At 60.6% G+C, this 16,348-nt stretch carries 12 protein-coding genes; 2 read left to right on the top strand and 10 right to left on the bottom strand.

All coding sequences use genetic code 11. The annotated features are described in order from the left end of the window. Positions 1-296: 296 nt before the first annotated feature. A complete protein-coding gene (locus tag ABH944_RS21110) occupies positions 297-3,362 on the top strand; it encodes an ATP-binding protein (RefSeq protein WP_404608705.1) in 3,066 nt (1,021 codons plus the stop codon). Between the two features lie 62 nt (positions 3,363-3,424). Here the strand turns inward: ABH944_RS21110 and ABH944_RS21105 are convergent, their stop codons facing one another. The 5 genes from ABH944_RS21105 to ABH944_RS21085 all read right to left on the bottom strand — a co-directional run bounded on the left by ABH944_RS21105 (position 3,425) and on the right by ABH944_RS21085 (position 9,505). After that, positions 3,425-5,092 carry a helix-turn-helix transcriptional regulator gene (locus tag ABH944_RS21105; RefSeq protein WP_404608707.1) on the bottom strand — a complete coding sequence of 556 codons (1,668 nt, stop codon included), beginning with the start codon at positions 5,090-5,092 and terminating at the stop codon, positions 3,425-3,427. Between the two features lie 208 nt (positions 5,093-5,300). Further along, entirely contained in the window at positions 5,301-5,885 is a 585-nt protein-coding gene (locus tag ABH944_RS21100; protein ID WP_404608708.1) for a YceI family protein, read from the bottom strand. A 37-nt stretch (positions 5,886-5,922) separates the two neighbouring features. Next, positions 5,923-6,483 carry a YceI family protein gene (locus ABH944_RS21095; RefSeq protein ID WP_404608710.1) on the bottom strand — a complete coding sequence of 187 codons (561 nt, stop codon included), beginning with the start codon at positions 6,481-6,483 and terminating at the stop codon, positions 5,923-5,925. 108 nt (positions 6,484-6,591) lie between these two features. Further along, complete coding sequence (locus ABH944_RS21090) at positions 6,592-7,743, bottom strand: porin (protein ID WP_404608711.1); 1,152 nt, start codon at positions 7,741-7,743, stop codon at positions 6,592-6,594. A 112-nt stretch (positions 7,744-7,855) separates the two neighbouring features. Next, positions 7,856-9,505, bottom strand: a complete 1,650-nt coding sequence (locus tag ABH944_RS21085) for an FAD-dependent monooxygenase (RefSeq protein WP_404608712.1) — start codon at positions 9,503-9,505, stop codon at positions 7,856-7,858. Between the two features lie 540 nt (positions 9,506-10,045). Here ABH944_RS21085 and ABH944_RS21080 point away from each other — a divergent pair. After that, complete coding sequence (locus ABH944_RS21080; protein WP_404608714.1) at positions 10,046-10,432, top strand: MarR family winged helix-turn-helix transcriptional regulator; 387 nt, start codon at positions 10,046-10,048, stop codon at positions 10,430-10,432. Between the two features lie 71 nt (positions 10,433-10,503). Here ABH944_RS21080 and ABH944_RS21075 read toward each other — a convergent pair whose 3' ends face one another. From ABH944_RS21075 to ABH944_RS21055, 5 genes are all read right to left on the bottom strand, one after another. Beyond that, complete coding sequence (locus ABH944_RS21075; protein WP_404608716.1) at positions 10,504-11,877, bottom strand: MFS transporter; 1,374 nt, start codon at positions 11,875-11,877, stop codon at positions 10,504-10,506. 28 nt (positions 11,878-11,905) lie between these two features. Continuing rightward, positions 11,906-13,375 (bottom strand): aldehyde dehydrogenase family protein, encoded by a 1,470-nt coding sequence (locus ABH944_RS21070; protein ID WP_404608718.1) that lies wholly within the window; start codon positions 13,373-13,375, stop codon positions 11,906-11,908. Positions 13,376-13,397: 22 nt separating this feature from the next. After that, positions 13,398-14,369, bottom strand: a complete 972-nt coding sequence (locus ABH944_RS21065; protein WP_404608720.1) for an amidohydrolase family protein — start codon at positions 14,367-14,369, stop codon at positions 13,398-13,400. A gap of 618 nt (positions 14,370-14,987) precedes the next feature. Further along, complete coding sequence (locus ABH944_RS21060; RefSeq protein WP_404659484.1) at positions 14,988-15,356, bottom strand: BON domain-containing protein; 369 nt, start codon at positions 15,354-15,356, stop codon at positions 14,988-14,990. Between the two features lie 93 nt (positions 15,357-15,449). Then, entirely contained in the window at positions 15,450-16,346 is an 897-nt protein-coding gene (locus ABH944_RS21055) for a hydroxymethylglutaryl-CoA lyase (protein ID WP_404608724.1), read from the bottom strand. Positions 16,347-16,348 lie beyond the last annotated feature (2 nt).

The following is a 16,348-nucleotide window of genomic DNA, read 5'->3' as shown; positions in this document are numbered from 1 at the left end:
GTCGCCGTTCATGGGGTGCAGGCGTCTTTGGAAACCGCAGCGCATCACCTGACGCAGGCCGTCCGAAGGCATAGGCCGGCGGTGTGCACTGCTCCTTCGACCCATCGCCATGAACCATTATTGTCGAGGGTATTAGTGCGTCCAATCCCCCGAACGGGGGACAGCGTTGCCGGTTGAAGACCTTGCAAACTGCGGTTGTCCATGTCCGTACATTCGAAGTTTTCGCGGTATAGAATCGGCAGGAAGTTTAAAAACTGGATGACACGAATGCATGAGCCGCACGGCCGGAGACAAACTTGAGCGAATTTCCGCCTTTTCGGCTTGATCGAGCCAATCAATGCGTCTGGCAATCGACGCCAGACGGAGAGGAACGCCGGCTCAATCTCAGGCCACGTGCCTACGACATGCTTCAGTATCTGGTCGACAACGCCGGCCGTCTCGTGACGCACGATGAATTTCTCGACGCGCTCTGGCAAAAGGTTCTCGTCGAACCGCAGGTTCTGAAGGGGCACATGCTGTCGATCCGCGCCGCGCTTGGCGACGATCCAGCCAACCCCACATTCATCGAGACGCTTCGCGGCCGCGGCTATCGTTTCATCGCACCTGTGCGAACCCGGATGCCCGCCAATACCGCTGCCAGGGCCACTGCCGCCGATGCAGAGAGACCGGCTCACGGCACCTTCGTCGGACGCACGCCGCAGCTGGAGAAGCTCAAGACGCTGTTCGACGAGGCCTGCGCAGGCGAGTCCCGGGTCGTGTTTATCGCGGGAGAACCGGGAATCGGCAAAACGACGCTCGTCGACCAGTTCCTCGAATCCCTCGACGGCCGTGCCGACGTGCTGACTTCGCTCGGGCGCTGCGTGGAGGGTTACGGCGGCACCGAGCCGTATTACCCTGTCCTCGAAGCTCTCGCTCAACTGGTGCGCGGCGAAGCTGGCGCGGCCATCATGCGCAGCCTGATTTCGATCGCCCCGACATGGGCCGCGCAGCTTCCCGGTTCGGTGCCGGAGCGGTATCACGCTGCGCTCCAACACCAGTTGGTTGGCGCCGTGAGTGGCCGCATGCTGCGTGAAATCTGCGAGTTTTTCGCCGCGCTGTCGGTGCAACGGCCGCTCGCCCTCGTCTTCGAAGACCTTCACTGGTCGGATTACTCGACGGTCGACATGCTCTCCGCGATCGCCCGACATCGCAGCCATGCACGGTTGATGGTGGTCGCCACTTATCGCCCCGAGGACGTGGAAATCGCTCGTCATCCGCTGGGCCGGCTGAACCGCGACCTCGGCTTGCAAAAACTCTGCCATGACATTGTGCTCGGGCCGCTGACCCAAGGGGCCATTGCCGAGTACCTTCAAGGCAAAGCGCAGCAAGCTCACGAAAACGGTCTCGCGCGACTCGTGTGCGAGCGCTCCGGCGGTAATCCGCTCTTCATGGTGGCGACGCTCGACCATCTTGTCGCCCAGGGAATCGCCCAGTCCACGCCGGATGGATGGAAGCTGCATGTGTCGCCGTCGGAAGTTCGGCTCGAAGTGCCGCTGACGCTGAGCCAGGTCATTGAGCACCGTATTCGGCGGCTGACGGACGATCAACAACGCGTTCTGGAGGCCGCCAGTGTGGCGGGACTCAACTTCGACGCAACTGTCGTGGCGCCGGTAGCCCAGTTGAGCCAGGAATGTTTCGAGGAGATGTGCGAGGCGCTGTGCCGGCAGGAAAGCTTCATCCGCCGCGAGGCGCCTGCGCCGCTCGATCACATGGTCGCCGCACGCACGTTCGCGTTCCGCCATACGATGTACCGGCAGACTTTCTATGAGCGTCAGGGCGCCCTGCGAACCGCCCATTCTCACCTTCGGATTGCCGAGGAACTCGAAGCACGCTGCGCTCCGGAAGCGCGCGGCGGCATCGCGGCCGAACTGGCCCAGCATTTCGCGGCCGCGAGGCAATGGTCGCGCGCGCTTGGCTATCTGCGCATCGCCATCCAGACGGCGAAAAAGCGCCTCGCGTACAACGACGCGCTCGCCGTTCTCGATCGCGCCATGATGCTGGCCGCCAATCTGCCTGAGGATGCACGGGCCGCGGCGGAAGCTGAATTCCTCGAGGGGCGCGCGTCAATCTTCACCGCATCGCATGACCGGCGCGCACTCGAGACTTGCGAGCAACTGGCAACGCGTGCCGCGCAACTCGGTCTGATCGACATCCAGAGCCGCGCGTTGCTGAGCCTCGCTTACGCCTATAGCTGGCGCGATCAATTGCGCTGCAGCCGGATCATCGACGAAGCGCTGGCCCTCAGCGAACAGCAGACCGATCCGCAGCAACAGGCGCGCACCCGCATCAGTGGGTATGTCTGGAGAATGTGGGTACGTGGCTGGCGCGCCGACGACATCCGTCAATGCGAAGTTGCGCTCGAGACCTTGCGTAACGGCGCCGATCCGTTCACGACTGCCTGGTCGCAGTGCGAATACGCCATGGTACTGATGGTCTCCACGCGCTATCAGCAGGCCCGGGACACCATTCTCGCGAGCTACCAGTTCCTCGTCGACAATGACGAGAACCGCCCTGAGTTCAACATGGCGCGTGCCACATGGATGGTGAATCTCGGCGTGCCCTGGGCGCTCCTGTATCTGGGCGATCTTGGGCGCGCCCAGCACGAGTTCGACCGGGCGATTGCAATGTATACCGCGAACGGCAATCAGTACGGTGCAGATACGCTGACGCTGTATCGCTGCTGGGTGCAATTCCATGCGCTGGGCTTCGATGCCATGCTCGAGTCCTGCACGCAGGTTCTCGCGGAAACACTGGCCGGGACCGCCGTGCGTCGGTCGACCCTGCCTGCGGAGCAGCGGCTCGCCATTCTCCTGAAGGGACTGGCGCATCTTGGCCTCGGCGACACCCGCACCGCGCGCGTTCATTTGCTCGACGTCATGCAGCGCATGGATAACGAACCAGTGATTTTCGACTGGTACTGGCGGCTGTCGCTCGAATGGGGACTTGGGGACCTTGCGCTCACGGAGGGCAAACTCGACGAAGCCATGACGCATGCCGCGCGTCTGGTCAAGCTTGCGACCGCCACGGAAGAACGTACCTGGCAGGGTTTGTCGTGGGAGCTACAGGCGCGTGTGGCGCTGCAGCTTGGCACAGTAACGGATGCCGTGCGTTGCCTGGACAAGGCGATCGCGGCCACGCAGCATTTCCAGACCCCGCTCGCCGACTGGCGCATTCATCGCACTGCGAGCGAAGCGTATAGCCTGACTGGCGACGTGGTAGCGGCTGCTCGTCACGCCGAACTCGCAGCGAGTAAAAAAGCGGCGCTCGCAGCAAGCTTGCCCGCTGGGCACACGCTGCGCGCCACGCTGGAGGCAGACAGCTAGCCCCCGTCCACGTCCGGGAGACGCCGGCCGATGCCGGCATCCTGCGAGTCTCCTCGGTGTGTCTAGAGCAAACCGAGACGGGTCGCGAGCGTGACAGCCTCCGTCCGGTTTCTGACCGACAGCTTGGTGTAGAGATGCTTGGCGTGCGATTTCACCGTTTCAGGTGCGATGCCAAGCTCTGCCCCGATCTGCTTGTTGGACAGCCCTCGCCCCATCAGCGCGACGATCAGGCGCTCGCGCTCGCTAAGTCCCGCGCTGGCGTTCGGGCGCCGCGCTGCGAACGGCTCATTGGCCTCGTTCGCGTCGCGTTGCCGGTGCACCAGCAGCATGCTCGCATACGGCAGCAGTTCGCGGATATCGCTGTCCGGAACGATTCGCTGTTGCACGATGGCTTCAATGAGCTCAGTGACGCGCACACTGCAATCAACCAGGGTTTGATGCAGACCCACGGAGGGCGCAAGCCTGAGCAGACCGACGAGCACCTCGACCGCCTCGCCGCGTTGCCCCGTCACGAGCAAGGCTTCGACCAGCAACAGGACAACCGGCACCGCTGCATAGAGACCACCGCGCCATAGCGTGTCACGATGAACCTGCCGCAAGGAAATCATATCGACGGCACAAGGCGAGCGGGTTAGCGCGACGTGCGCCTGTGCGATCGTGTAAAAACGCGCGATCTCAAAGCGCACGTTGCTGCTCACAGCGCCCTCTTCGGCCGCGAGTTCGGCGAGCCGCTGCAGACAGCTCGCAGCCTGCTCGACGCGCCCGCAACCTGCCTCGATCTCAACCTGGTACGCGAGGCTCGCGGCCCGCAGTCTCGGCCAGCCGCGCCGCTCGCCGAGCGCCTCGGCCTCGCTGAGAATCACCAGCGCGCGGCCATGCTGCCCCCGGCTTGCGGCGATGTTCGCCAGCAACACATGCGCACGCAGCGCGCTTTCGACCGTACAACATTGGCGGATATTGGCGATCCGGGCGACGAGCAGCGCCTCGGCTTCATCCACCTGGCCCTGTTCGTAGAGCACTTGCGCAATGATGCAGGCGGGAAATGCATCGGCCAGGACATGCGTGCCGACAAAGCGGCGCCCGACCTCAAGCGCGTGTCCGGCCAGCAAACGCGCCGTGCTGAAGCGCATCTGATCGAGCGCGACGGCGGCGTCCAATGCCAGGTCGAACAGCGCTGACACCGCCTGCATCCGGCCCGGCCGGTCGTCAAGCTTGACGCGCTCCATCGCGTGGAAACTCTCCAGATCGCCGAGCCGCCAATAGACGCTGCGGCAAACGGTCGACGCAACGTGCGCAGTCCGCGCACTTGCGTCAGGGCCGCGCGCCGACAATGCGGCCGCCAACGCAGCCGCCTCATCGTCCTGCAACACGAGCGCCACCGCCCGCAACGCCGCGATCTCGCAGCGAAGCGCTTTCGTCGCGGTCGCAGGCAGCCGGCTCGCAAGATGTTCGATCAGCTCTGTGATGGCGAGCGCGTCCCTGCAATCGAGGTGCGTGACCGTCTGCCACGCCCGTTCGATATCGAGCCTGAGTTCCGCAAAGCCGAAGTCAATCCGGGGGCCGCTGCTCCATGCAATTTGCAGAGCCCCCGCGGCGAGGCCGTCCAGCGGGAGATGCGGGGGAGAGATTGCGCGCAGCGCGCCCGTCCTGGACGAAAGGCGGGGGATCACTACGCTTCGCGGCGTCCCGTCTGATTTCGAAAGGCTTTCGTATGCAACGACATCGTTCATGCCGGGCTCCGTCGGGACACCAGATCGTCGCAACTGCTCAACGAGGGAAGATGCCGGCCAGACTAAACCTGGCGCCGCCGCGAAGCGTGATGATTCGGTTATTTTTCGGTAATGGTCTGGTCGTCGCGGGGTTTCATGGGGCTTTTACGCTGCGGTTACGGGACTCCGACGGACTGGCCACCGGAGAATCCGCTTGAGATCCCGCGCTTCATTGCCTGATACCTTCAGCCTGGATGTGCAGCACCGTCTGCATCCTGAAGCCGTATGTCTTGCCTGTGTCCACCCCGAAGTCCGAGCGGTCAAAAGTCACCGTCGACTCCGTGCCGCAAACTTCGCGCTTGAGCAGCGGGTTCTGAAAGCACTTGAACGACTCGATCGTCAGGTTCAGCGGCTTCGTCACGCCGTGCATGGTCAACTCGCCGATCACTTCGACCGGCATATCGCCGTTGAACTTCATCGACGTGCCCTTATAGACAGCGGTCGGAAATTGACTTGCATCGAAGAATTTCGGACCTTTCAACTCCCTGTCCAGTGCAGCGTTGCCGCTATCCACCGACGTCATGTCGATCACCGCTTCGAGCGTACCGGTCCGGGCTTCACGATCGATTGTCACCATGCCGCTACTTTTGTTGAACTTGCCGCGCCAGATCGAGACGCCGCCGAAGTGGTCAGCTTCAAAGCTGGGGTATGTGTGCGTGGGATCCAGTTGATACCCGGTTTCCGCTGCCATCGCACCTAACGGCATGCCCGCTGCCAGAGCGGTGATCGCCGCTGTCAAAAGTTGCTTCTTCATTGTGATTCTCCTGGATCGTCCGAGTGACTTTTGCTGATTATTTTTTGGCTTCAACAAGGTGAAACTTGATCGACACCTCGTCGGCGACGACCGACGTGTCTTTCCATTCGCCTGAGCCGATGTCGAACTGGCTACGCTTGATCGGCAAGGTGCCGTCAAAGGTTTGTGTCGCGCCCTGCTGCGTGACGGTGACCGGCACCATGACGTTTTCCGACTTGCCCTTGATGGTCAGCTTGCCGCTGACCCTGAACTGGTTGCCGCCAGCCGGTGCAATGGCGCTTGAGACGAATGTGGCGGTGGGAAACTGCGCCGTGTCGAACCAGTCCTTGCCGCGCACCTGCTGGTTGTAGCTTTCGTCGCCGAGGTCGTAGCTGGCTGTGTCGATAGTCAGTTGCGCGCTGCCCACCTCCGGCCTGGCCTGATCGAAGATGATCTGCGCAGTGAACTTCTTGAACGTCCCGTCGACGGGCACGTTCATCTGCTTCGAGGTGGCGGTCACCGTGCTTTTCGACGTATCGACCTGCGCATGCGCAATGCCCGGCAGGAGCCACGTGACAGCCACGGCGGCCAATATCGGTTGACGGAGTGAGGGTCTCATTCTGCTGGTGCCTCCTGCTACCTGGGGAAAGAGATCAATACCCGGGGCCGTCAGTTTTACTAACGACCCCTTTCTGCTGTGCAGCCACATCGAGCGGCCGCGGGCCATTTAGAACAGGTGGCGAATACCCACCATCGCACCGGTTTGATTCACGCCTGGCAATGGCGTCGAAGTGGGCGGGGGGACGCCTCCGTCAATCGAGAAACTCGCGTTGCGCTGGTTGAACACATGTCCTGCTGTGACGTACACCGAGGTCTGCTTGGAAAAGAAGTACATGGCGCGCGCCGCGATCACCGACCCTCCCAGGCCTTGACCGCTCACGGTGATACGGCCGAACTGTGCGTCAAGAGCAATATCAGGAACAGGCAAATAGGATCCACCGATCCACCAGTAGTTGCTGGTCGCATCGAAAACCGTTGGCGTCTGCTCTCCGTGATTGATGCGGTGCTGGAATCCCGCGCCGAGAGTCGCGTTGCCAAACTTCACGTAGCCATCGATAAGGGCGCGTGTATCGGTTTCCGAGCTAAGTGGCAAAGCCGAGCCCGTTCCGCCCCCACCGTAGTTGCGATCGAAGGCCGCTGCCGCACCCCATGTGCCCGCGTCATACTTCAGCATCGCAGACATGGACTTGCAGGCGTGCCAGTCAGTCGGCGATTGGCCGGCGCACCCTCCGGCCGGTGCACTATCCACTGCGTCGCGTCCGAACGAATACGTCGCGGCCGCGGTCAGTCCCGATGACCTGAATGTATAGGTGATCGAATTATCGACGCGCGGCTGGGTCAGGTAGGGGTCCAGATCGGCGGCCGCATAGATATTCGGAGCCAGCGTGTCGCCCGTCAATGCTGCCCAGAAGATCTGCGAATATTGCCGCCCGAAAGTCACCGTTCCCCACCGCCCCGAGAGCCCGACATAGGCCTGCCTGCCAAACAGACGCCCTCCCTGATTCAGCGAACCCGTTCCGGGAGCAAAACCCGACTCCAGTACAAAGACCGCATTCAGACCCCCACCGAGATCTTCTTTGCCACGCAGGCCCCACAGGGATGGCAGAGAGGCCGTGAGAGACGGCATGTGCACCGAGCTGGATTTCTGAGGACCGATATTCGTCACATATTCAACGCCCGTGTCGACGACTCCATACAGAGTGACCGAGCTCTGCGCATGCGATACGCCCGACGCACATGCCGCAAGCGCCGAGAGCGTCCACCGAAATCCCCGGCGCCATGAATTGGCACCTCTGGCCCGATTCAACCGTGCAGTCATTTTGTTCGTCTCCAATGTTGTCGAAATCTCAAGGCGACGACACACTTGCGCCGTCGCGCGTCGAATCTGCAGCGTGGGCTGACCGAATATCGATTCGATTCAGCTGGCTCGGTCAACGGCTGCTGACCGAGTCCGATGCACGGTTGGTGTTGCTGTGTCCTGTCACCTTCGCGGCGAGCTCGTCAACGGCCTGAGGGAGCCGGTTGCCGCGCCACGCGACATGCATGTCGGGCCGCACGAGGACGAGGTCGCGCTCATAGACGGCGCGAAGCGCCGGATCTGCAACCACGAGCACATCGAGCGGCGCACCGAGCGTTTCGAATGCGGCCAGAAGCGGGCCCTCGTCGTGCCCGCCCACGACGTCGATCAACGTGTAACGCTCCGGCCGCAGCCGGTCCTGGATGGCGGTTGCATCCTTGAGCCACATATGGGGAAGCCGTGCACCCGGCCACGTAGTGGGAAGATAGGCACGCAGATCGTGCTGCGGCCCTCCCGGCACATTGTCGATAATGGGCGAATCCACATAGCGATAGCCCAGTTCCGCGCCGATCATCTCGTTCGATTTGCGCTGCTCCACGTTCGCCACTTCGACGAGGTGGGCACGAGCAACCGACCCTGCGGGTGTATCGTCTCCAATCTCGGCGCGCACCTCGGCCAACCAGGCGCGATATCCCAGCGACGCGTAGCGCGATGCGCCGACCACCCGCTCTCCAATCTGGCGCCGCTCAGCTTCATAGGAGGCGAGCAAGCCCGGACCTCCCCATCCTTGAAGCGTGGCGGCCAGTTTCCAGGCAAGATCAGTGGCGTCGCCAACGCCGGTGTTCATGCCCAGACCTCCGGTTGGAATCACGAGGTGCACCGCATCTCCTGCGAGAAACACCCTTCCCTCTCCGTAGCGCTCGGCGAGCAGCAGGTTCTGCCGCCATTCCGCGCAATACAACATCTCGTAGGGCAGATCAATGCCGATGATCCGCTCGAACATCCGTCGCATCTCGTCATCGCTCTCGACAGCGGAATGGACCGTCCAGTGCCGCGTAGAGTCCTGCATGATCATGAACGTAGGCGGGCCGCCCGCTACCAGGTAGTGCCGTCCCCTGCCCGGTCCACTGCCGACAGGCAGTCGGTCGTATAGTTGTTCGCAATAGAACAGCCCCTGCCTCAGCCGCGCAATGTCGCCCTCGCCCTCCAGATGGATGCCCAGTTGCTTGCGTACAGGACTCACTCCACCGTCACAGCCTACGAGATAAGCACACCTCAGTGTCCTTCTCACGCCGCCGTCATCATCGACCGATACAAGAACACCACCATCCCGCTCGGTGAACTCCAGAAACGTCGTGCTGCGCATCACCGTGACCGTCGGCAATTCCTCGGTCACCTCCAGAAGAAGCGGCTCCAGTGTGTACTGCGAGATGAGCTGATAAGGTTCGAGCGGCAGGCGAGCGTCGTGGCTCTCGCGCGTGAGCACGCGAGCTTCCGCTACCGAGGGGTAAGGCAAGCGCAGGATCGGTGGCTCCGCCATTGAACGGATGACCTGGACATCCATGGGGACGTCCTCGGGCATACCGGCGGCCCGGATACGCTCTGCGAGTCCAAGCCGCCGGAAGATCTCCATGGTCCGCGCATTGCAACGCTCCATTTTCGGCAGGAACTGGGGTTCCGCTTTTTGCTCGACGAGCACGCACGCGATGCCGCGCCTGCCAAGGTCGATCGCAAGTGTCAGTCCTACCGGTCCAGCTCCGACAATGATGACTTGAGTTTCCAAATCTGACCTCCGCTTTCTATCACCTGTCTTCAGACGCATCTTTGGGGCTGTGTCAAATTCATTTCGCCGACACTCGTTTCTTCACGACGCCCGTCGCACTCCGGCTTGAAAAATCGCGCGGTAGTTTTCGGATGAACCCGGTTCGGAAGCCGTCACCAAGGTCATGATTTTTATTTAGCAATACAAATAAATTAAATCGAAGTACGAAATATAATCTTTCACATCCCGCTAACCTCAGGCTCGATCGATCCGATTCATCCCGAACGCTTGGTCAAGTAAAACAAGTATCAGACACGATCCTGGAATTCGCCCCGTTCAGCGTATGAGGCTTTGCTTCGCTCAGGAAAGAGCCAGCGATCCGAAGTCGCCCGGATGGAATTTGTTTGATTCTTCAAGTACACTCCTGATGAAGTATAATTGATTTTTCAAGCATACCTACCCCTGTTAACCCTCAATGCACCGATCATCATGAAGACACGCAAACGACCGGAAGAACTCGAACAGGCGATTCCCTTTCTGTTGACTCGGGCCGGAGGCCGAATGGGAAACGCATTCGCGAAGGCACTGAAACAGTTTGGCCTGAACCTCAGTGAGTGGCGAGTCTGCGCCTCGCTGCTGTATGTTCCGCACCAGACCTTGTCTGAATTGTCGGTGCACGCGACGTCGGATATATCCGCGTTGTCCCGGATCATTGATCGTCTTGAGAGCCAGGAATTGGTCAAGCGCGAGAAAAGCACGACGGATGGACGGTCAATCAGGATTGCCCTGACAAGCAAGGGGGACGAACTGGCGCTGCGCATAGTCCCGGTCGCGAAACAGCATGAGTCGGTGATCCTTACCGACTTCACAGCGAGCGACGTTCAGGTGCTTCGCGCCATGTTGCTCAAGTTATACGAGAACGCCGGCGCGCTTGACGACCTCGTTTGACTCCATACATTCGCCGTCGGTGGCGATATATTCAAGGATCGAATGCGTCTGTCTGAATCTGTCATGGTCCGCTAACACTCGACGCAATCGATCCCGCTTCTCCCCGAAGCACGGCCGAGGAAAACAAGCATCAGACACGATGCCAGCGCGGGCACAGCGGCCGCAACAAACAACGCGGTATTCGACCATTGCAGCCTGATCAGTTGTCCGGCCAGGACTGGACCAATGATTGAACCCGCCCGGCCGATCCCCAGACTCCAGCCTACCCCGGTCGCCCGCAGCGAGGTGGGATAGTGCGTCGCGGTCAACGCATTGATGGCTGGTTGTCCACCCACAATGCAGATTCCGCTGATCAGCACGACGGCATAGCGCAATCCCGTCGATAGATCAGGAAGACCCACGGACGATACCGAGAATGTCGCCACCAGAAAGCTGAGCGCCAGCACACGATGGAAACCGAAGCGGTCCATCAACGGACCCAGTAATAGCGCACCCGCAGTACCACCGACTTGCAATGAGGTACCGATGAGTACCGCGGTCGACACCGCGTGACCGACCCGCAAGGAAAGCATCGGAAGCCAGTTGGACAGGAAAAACAGATCGAGCAGGTTCGCGAAGTTGATACCCCATAGCAACAGCGTAGTCTTGCTGCGGCCATGGCGAAACAGCTCGGCAACCGAGGCCTTCGCCTGCGGCTGCCCACGAACCACAAAGCGGGTCCCTGGCCCGAGCCGGACGTTCGGCGCGATTCGGCCAAGCCACTGGGCGATCCTTTCCGGGCTGCGCCCTTTGGCCACCAGAAGCTGGAGCGATTCCGGCAGATACCTGGCCATCACGACGGCAATGACGAGCGGCAATATACCCCCGACGAGGAACACCGACCTCCAGCCCATCGAGGGGAGCAGGGTTGCACAGAGAAGCCCTCCGGCAATTGCCCCACCCGTGAAGCCACACGAGACCCATGTCATTAGGGCTGCCCGATGTTTTCGCGGACTGTACTCGCTGACCAGTGCAACAGCGTTACCCATCACACCGCCGATGCCGAAACCGGTCAGGAAACGAAGGGCGAGAAATTCCGGCACACTTTGAACCTGAGTAGTACCGAGCATGCATAGCCCATAGAAAATGGTCGCGCCGACCAGCACCGGCCGCCGCCCCACCCGATCGGCCAAAGCGCCGAAAATGATGGAACCCGCGAGCATCCCCAGCAGGCCGGCCCCAAAAATGGGACCGAGCTCGGCCGGGCCAATGCCCCACGCACGGACAATCGCGGGTGCAACAAACCCCATTGTCTGGACGTCGAACCCATCCATGACCACCGAGCAACCGATCATCACCATGATCCATTTCTGGAAAGTGCCAAGTGGCTGGCTGTCGATCAACGCGCCAATGTCAACGATCGGAGCATGCGTCTCTTCTACTCGCTGCACCGTAGAGGGAGTCAATTTTGCACCTCGCTTGATCTGAACCTGTCTAGAACGGATAAGCAGGCAGGCTTTCGCGACTCGTTACCCACTGCCATTCCGTGAACTGGTCCGCGTTGGTCAGCGTGCTGTAGTTCTGCCCGTTACCCGACAGACCCAGACCGCCCATCGGCCCAAACACTTCGTGCATGATCGTCTGGTCGTTGATGTGAACGATACCGGCATGCAACCGGTCCGCAATCCGCTGGGCGCGACGCAAATCGGCAGACACCACTGCCGCGACCAGGCCATAGCGAGTCTGATTGGCGAGCGTTACCGCTTCATCGTCGTTTCTGAACACGGTCACTGCGGCGACGGGACCGAAGATCTCTTCCTCGAACACGGGCATTCCCGGCGCGACGTCTACCATGACGGTCGGCTTGAAGAACAACCCGTCGCGCGACCCTCCGGCCAGGATCTTCGCACCCTTGCTGACCGAGTCCTCGACGATGCGATCGACGTTTGCAGCCTGTCGTTCATTGACGATGGGACCCAGGTGGAAATTGCCCTTGAAGGGATCGCCGACTGATAGCGCTTCGGTTTTCCGCACGAGGCTTTCAACATAGGCCTCAGCAATCCGCTCATGAACGAGATGCCGGCCCACGGCCATACAGACCTGGCCCTGATGCAAATACGATCCCCATGCCCCGGCGCTCGCTGCAGCTTCGACGTCGGCATCATCCAGCACGATGTAGGGGTTCTTGCCGCCGAGTTCGAGGTTCGCCCGCTTGAGCAGTCCGCCCGCCACGGCGCCGATCGCCTGCCCAACCCGCGTGGATCCCGTGAAACTGATCATGTTGACAAACGGGTCCCGGACCAGGGCGTCACCCGTTTCTGCGCCCCCCGGAAGGACATGCATCAGCCCCTCGGGCAGCCCCGCGGCTTCGAACAGCCGCGCATACAGAACGCCGCCACTGACCGACGATTGAGGATCGGGCTTGAGCAGCACCGCGTTGCCGGTCGCAAGCGCCGGTGCGATAGCGCGTGCCGCCAGGATGAACGGGGAGTTCCACGGCGTGATGACGCCGACCACGCCCAGGGGAATCCTGCGCGCAACGCTATGCCGCCCCTTCACGTCGCTGGCCGTGATCATGCCTGATGGCTGGCTGCCCAACGCGGCAGCTTCGAGGATTTCCCGAATCGCCATCTGCACTTCCATCTGCCCCTTCTGCCGTATCGACCCGGTCTCACGGACAATTTGAAGCGCGATCTCGTCACGATGAACCTGCAGCAAACGAACGACCTCGCGCAGGATGTCGCCACGCTGAGGGCCGGTTTTTTCCGCCCAGGCAGCTTGCGCCTCTTTGGCGATAGCGGCGGCAGCGGACACGTCGGCGGCAGACGCACAGCCGATCGATCCCAGTTCCGCGCCGGTCGCCTTCTCGGTCACCGGCATCGTACCCGCGCCTCCGGTTTTCCAGCCGCCACTGTAGATCTTGTCGCGCCACACGTCTGCCGGCGCCAGTTCTGTCACTGACATCTTGTTTCTCCTGTTTCCCGAATCATTGAAGACCGAACAGACGCCGTGCGTTTTCCCTTCCGATCTTGACGCGATCGGTCTCGCTGATTGAGCACGTATCGAACCATGTGGAGGCCTCATCATGCGTTTCGAACGGATAGTCGACCGAATACATGATCCGGTCACTCCCCACTTCCAACATGGTGGACAGCAGCGTCTGGGTTCTGAAATTGCCGCTTGTCGTGACGTAGACGTTCTCCCTCAGATATTCGCCCACGGTGCGCTTGCACGGCAGTCCTCGTGGCGCCTTTTCGAGGATGTGGTCGACACGCCAGATGTTGAATGGAATGCCCTCGCCCAGGTGGCCGAGAATCATCTGCAAATCGGGATTGCGGTCGAAGAGACCTGACGTTATCAGTCTGAGTGCGTGAATGCTCGTCTCAACTGCGAACGCCCAGGTCGCGGCGGTCAGCCACGGAAAACCGTCGTAGATCGGCTCGCGGGACGGCAACGGATCCCGGGGATGCATGTAGAAAGGCTTGCCGAGCGCCGCCGCGTTCGACCAGAAATCGGTGTACTGCGGGGCATCGTAGTACACGACATTTTCCGCGTCATTCACCTGAGAAAAACCATTCACCATGAAGCCGTGAAATCCGAGTTCCTTTACGCTGCGTTCGAGTTCGCGTGCCGCAGCCTCGGGATCCTGCATAGGCAACGCAGCGAATCCACCCAGGCGAGTCGGGTGGCGGGAAACGTGTTCAGCGAGGACATCGTTGGCACGCCTCGCGACATCGATCGCTTCCTTGATGTCCGGAATCCCCTGAATGCCGGGCGAGTTAAGCGACAGGATTGAATACGCGGTTCCGCCCTGCTCCATTCGCTCGAGTCGCTGCCGCTCGATGTCCATCAGGTTCGACTTCAGGATCTCCCATAGGTGGGGAGGTGCATAACCTTTCGACTGCCCGATAGTGAGATCTATCGCGAAGTGCTCTTCGAGCGCTATCTTGTCTTTCATTAATCAGCTCCGGTTCAGGATAAAACGCCTTGCTTAAGTCAGGGAGAGGTGGACCATCCGAGGTCGCCCGGTTGGTATTTGCGTGATTTTTCAACTATATTTTCATTGAAGTATAGTTGAATTTTCAAACATTGGCACTCGCGTAAACCCTCTGCCTGGTGATGCCGATGAAGACACCCAAGCGACCACAAGAACCTGAACTGGAGATCCCCTTCCTGTTGACCCGTGCCCGAGGGAGAATGGCAATGCATCCGCGAAGGATGGAAGGTCAATCAAAGTTGCCCTGGCAAACAAGGGGGCCGAACTGGCGTTTCGCATCGTCTCCGTTGCGATTCAATATTTATACGTAATCCTTATTTATTCAATGGCGAGCGATATTCGGGCACTTCGCGCCATGCTGCTCAAGTTATGCGGCAACGCTGGCCGGCTTGATGATCTTGCTCGACTGAACTCGCCTTCAACCTGAAGATAGAGGGAGCGGTCGCCTGCTTCGAAATATCCATGACAGGGCCAGTGACTGCCATTTTCGGCTTTTTTTTGGCTCCTTTTGCCCGCACAAATCTGCATGCACGGATTTGTGCACCTTCAGAGTATCCGCGTCAGTTACTCTGGAAGCAGTCAGAGCTGAGGTCGTAACACGATTTTGCTGGTGACTGACTTGACGCCCGCTACCTTGCCGGCGGCTTCCGTTGCAATGTGCTCCTGGTCCTGGCTATCGATAAAGCCGCCTAGAATCACCTCACCCGTTCTAGAATTTGCAAAAACCGCGATATCCGCACCTTCGAGGTCCTTCACTTTGTTCAACGCACGGTGCACGTTCCTCGCAAACAAGCGGTTCGCAGCGCGCTCCGCTTTCATCGAAATGCCAGATTGGGACGCTTCACTGGCTACCGCTGCGCTCGTGCTCGCACCGGACGCCGGCTCCTGAGCAAGAGCACCTGTTGACAGCCATGCCGCTAACGCCAACAGCGTTGTTTTGTACGTCATTTTCATATACCCCCCCGGGGTCTCAAGTATTGAGCTCGTTCGACTCATGCACCCGATTATCTTTCTGCGCATACGATCGATTCCCACCCCGAATCACGAACGCGTGGAGAGAACCGCCCGTCCCACTCGAGATCCGTTTTCGCGGCCAAGTTGGGCTGAGATCCACGCACCGCAATCCACCAGCGCGTCCAGATCAACACCGGTGACTGCGCCCAGTCCGTTCAACAGATACACGACGTCCTCGGTCGCGACGTTACCAGTCGCGCCTCTGGCGTAAGGACAGCCGCCCAACCCGGCGACCGAGCTGTCGAACACGCGCAGTCCGAACTCGTACGATGCATGGACGTTGGCTACCGCCATGCCGTAGGTATCGTGGTAGTGCCCCGCCAGACAGTTCACGGGTACCCTCGCCGCTACCGCATTGAGCATGCGCCGCACCGAACCTGGCGTGCCGGTGCCGATCGTGTCGCCAAGCGACACCTCGTAGCAGCCCAGCTCGTACAGGCGTGCGGCCACGTGCGCGACCTTCTCCGGCGCGATCGCACCGTCGTACGGGCAGGCCACTACACAGGACACGTAACCCCGGACCTTGACACCCTGACGTCTGGCAGCGTCCAGCACCGGAACGAATCGATCGATCGACTCATCGATCGAGCAGTTGATGTTCTTCCGCGAAAAGCCCTCCGACGCGGCCGCAAAGACGGCCACCTCGCTAGCGCCTGCAGCCACTGCGGCCTCGAAGCCCCTCAGATTCGGTGTTAACACCGAGTAGTTCACGTTCGGTCGACGTCGCAATCCCTGCATTACCTCGGCCTGATCCGCCATCTGCGGGACCCACTGGGGCGAGACGAACGACGTAACCTCGATATCGCGCAGGCCCACGGAAGCCAGGCGTTCGATCAGTTCCAGCTTGATCGCGGTGGAGACGTTCTGCTTTTCGTTCTGAAGCCCGTCGCGCGGACCGACTTCGACGATGCGTACATGGTCCATCA

Origin of the sequence: Caballeronia udeis, assembly GCF_044909315.1 — a bacterium.
GTDB classification, from domain to species: Bacteria; Pseudomonadota; Gammaproteobacteria; order Burkholderiales; family Burkholderiaceae; genus Caballeronia; species Caballeronia udeis_A.
Note: the sequence above shows the minus strand (reverse complement) of the source record. Positions and strands in the feature narration are given on the sequence as shown.

Excerpts from the sequence above, each read along its gene's own strand:
- ABH944_RS21105 (WP_404608707.1), bottom strand. The coding sequence starts at position 5,092 with ATGAACGATGTCGTTGCATACGAAAGCCTTTCGAAATCAGACGGGACG.
- ABH944_RS21100 (WP_404608708.1), bottom strand. The coding sequence starts at position 5,885 with ATGAAGAAGCAACTTTTGACAGCGGCGATCACCGCTCTGGCAGCGGGC.
- ABH944_RS21095 (WP_404608710.1), bottom strand. The coding sequence starts at position 6,483 with ATGAGACCCTCACTCCGTCAACCGATATTGGCCGCCGTGGCTGTCACG.
- ABH944_RS21090 (WP_404608711.1), bottom strand. The coding sequence starts at position 7,743 with ATGACTGCACGGTTGAATCGGGCCAGAGGTGCCAATTCATGGCGCCGG.
- ABH944_RS21080 (WP_404608714.1), top strand. The coding sequence starts at position 10,046 with ATGGGAAACGCATTCGCGAAGGCACTGAAACAGTTTGGCCTGAACCTC.
- ABH944_RS21070 (WP_404608718.1), bottom strand. The coding sequence starts at position 13,375 with ATGTCAGTGACAGAACTGGCGCCGGCAGACGTGTGGCGCGACAAGATC.
- ABH944_RS21065 (WP_404608720.1), bottom strand. The coding sequence starts at position 14,369 with ATGAAAGACAAGATAGCGCTCGAAGAGCACTTCGCGATAGATCTCACT.
- ABH944_RS21060 (WP_404659484.1), bottom strand. The coding sequence starts at position 15,356 with ATGACGTACAAAACAACGCTGTTGGCGTTAGCGGCATGGCTGTCAACA.
- ABH944_RS21055 (WP_404608724.1), bottom strand. The coding sequence starts at position 16,346 with ATGGACCATGTACGCATCGTCGAAGTCGGTCCGCGCGACGGGCTTCAG.